Origin of the sequence: Bacillus cereus (assembly GCF_002564555.1) — a bacterium.
Taxonomy (GTDB): Bacteria; Bacillota; Bacilli; order Bacillales; family Bacillaceae_G; genus Bacillus_A; species Bacillus_A cereus_K.
Genome location: NZ_NUVD01000053.1, coordinates 1 through 976, shown reverse-complemented (window position 1 = coordinate 976; position 976 = coordinate 1). Strand labels below are relative to the sequence as shown.

The window sequence follows — 976 nt, the reverse complement described above, 5'->3', positions numbered from 1 at the left end:
TTCCACCTTGGTTTTCATTTTCGCCTTGGTTCCCTAAAGCTTTGATACTATCTTGATCAAATACAAATTGAACATCGTAGAAATGGTGATAATTCATTGCATCAATATCTACTTTTACTTTTGCATTTAACTTTTTAGATAAATCGTTTACTTCTACTTCAACTACTCTTGTATTTTGTTCTTTATTTTCACTTAACACTTTTGTATTAACGAAAGAACCATTCTTCTCAAATTCAAATTTCGTAATCCATGTACTATTTGTTAATGTAAACGATACATATTTCTTACCATCTTTTATTTTCAATACACCTGGGCTTTTTGTGTATGTATTCATCATTGAGATTTCATCTGTTTGATTTTTTAACACTTTAAAGCCAATGCTGTATTCACCATCTTTAAGAGATTTTGGATCAATTGTTGTGTTATTACCTTCGTTGTTGTTTCCGCCTTGGTTATTGTTTCCACCTTGGTTTTCGTTTCCACCTTGGTTTTCGTTTCCACCTTGGTTTTCGTTTCCACCTTGGTTATCTAATGGCTTAATACTAGCTTTATCAAATGCAAATTGAATATCATAGAAATGGTGATAATTCATTGAATCGATATCTACTTTTACTTTCGCGTTTAACTTTTCAGATAAATCTGTCACTTCGATTTCCACTACGCGTGTATCAGCTTTTTTATCTTCACTTAATACATTTGCATCAACAAACGAACCATTTTTCTCAAATTCAAACTTTGTGATCCAAGCACTATTCGTTAACGTAAAGGATACATACTTCTTACCATCTTTTACTTTTAACACACCTGGACTTTTTGTATATGTGTTCATCATTGAAATTTCGTCTGTTTGATCTTTTAGTGTTTTAAAATTGATGCTGTATTCACCATCTTTAATTGTTTCAGCATCCGGTTGTTTTTCGCCTTCCGGTTGCTTATCTCCGTTTGGTTGTTTTTCACCTTCTGGTTGCTTATCTCC

General features: G+C 32.4%; 1 protein-coding gene. It reads right to left on the bottom strand.

All coding sequences use genetic code 11. The annotated features are described in order from the left end of the window. A partial coding sequence (locus COI75_RS17200; protein ID WP_176535594.1) for an NEAT domain-containing protein occupies nucleotides 1–976 on the bottom strand: 976 nt, incomplete at both ends.